Raw genomic sequence first — 1,292 nt, 5'->3', positions numbered from 1 at the left:
GAATTTGCTGTCGCAAATTCCGGCCTCTCCCCGCACGCGGGGAGAGGCGAAGAAGCATCAAAACATCAGATTGTCCTTCACCAGCACCCAGCGGCCGCCCTTGACCTGCTGCACCTGGGTGATGGTGTTGGCGAGGTGGTCGGTCTTGGAGAACTTGGTCGGCGGCGAGTTGAAGATGTCGAGGAATTTCTCGCCCGACTCGAGCGCATCCAGCATCTTCTGTCCGGTCAGATCCTTGCCCGCCTTGTTCGCGTAGAACGCAAACGTCATCACCGCATTGTAGCCGATGATCGCCTGGGTGTTGGCGTCGGTGTTGAACATCTTCTTGTAGTTGACGAGCCAGTCCTTGACCTTGCCCTTGGCGGTGTCCTCATAGGGGATCTCGAAGCCGCTTGCGGCGTAGAGGCCTTCGACGGCGTCCTTGCCGAGCATCGGCACCTCCATCACATTGGTCGGCGTGGCGCCGAGGAAGGTCACCTCCCAACCGAGCTTCTTGGCTTCGGTCATGGCGCCGATCGGTTCACGGAGGACCGCGCCGAGCACGACGAGGTCGCAGCCGTCGGACTTCATCTTGGCGACCTGCGCGCTGAAGTCGGAGGCGCCGCGCTTGTAGCTCGTGATCGAGGCTGGCTGCACCTTCATGGCGGTGAGCTGCTGGTTGAAGCCGTCGAGCACGTTTTTGCCGTACTCGTCATCCTGATGCATGATGCAGGGCTTCTTGAAGTTCTTCCACTCCATCATGTATTTCAGCGCCGCGCGCGTGCTCTCGACATAGGGCAGCAGATTGTTGAACTTCAGCCGCTCCTGCGGCTTGGCTGGATCGAACTTGAAGGTGAATTCGGCCGCCGTCAGCGGGAACAGCTGGAGCACGCCGGCGTCGAGCAGGATATCCTGCGCGGCAAGTACGGTCGGCGACCCCATTGGTCCCACCATCGCGAAGATCTTGTCACGCTCGATCAGTTTCTGCGACGCCAGGACGGCCTTTTTCGGATCGTAGCCGCTGTCCTCGACCACCAGCCTGATCTTGCGCCCCTGGACGCCGCCGGCGGCGTTGACCTCCTCGACCGCCATCTTCATGCCGTTGGAAACAGGCACACCCCAGCCCTTGATCGGCCCGGACAGATCCTGATGAGTGCCGATGACGATCTCGGTGGCCGAGATGCCGTCATTGGTAACCTTGGTTTGCGCCGCGGCCGGCAGACAGCTGAGCGCCACGGCGCCCACAGCAAGGCCGAACGCGTTGAACGACTTCGACATTGACGTCTCCTCTCCTTGGGGCCTCTCCTTGGGGC

1 protein-coding gene is annotated in these 1,292 nt (G+C 61.4%); it reads right to left on the bottom strand.

The window, feature by feature from the left end:
* Nucleotides 1-57: 57 nt before the first annotated feature.
* Complete coding sequence (locus tag ACXJL8_RS41400; RefSeq protein WP_456624198.1) at nt 58-1,257, bottom strand: ABC transporter substrate-binding protein; 1,200 nt, start codon at nt 1,255-1,257, stop codon at nt 58-60.
* Between the last annotated feature and the right edge of the window lie 35 nt (nt 1,258-1,292).

The organism is Bradyrhizobium sp. P5_C11_2, assembly GCF_054049755.1.
The sequence above is the reverse complement of the archived record's forward strand: the minus strand, read 5'-3'. Positions and strand labels throughout refer to the sequence as shown.

Bases quoted from the DNA above. Each gene is read 5' to 3' on its own strand.
- ACXJL8_RS41400 (WP_456624198.1), bottom strand. From the start codon at position 1,257: ATGTCGAAGTCGTTCAACGCGTTCGGCCTTGCTGTGGGCGCCGTGGCG.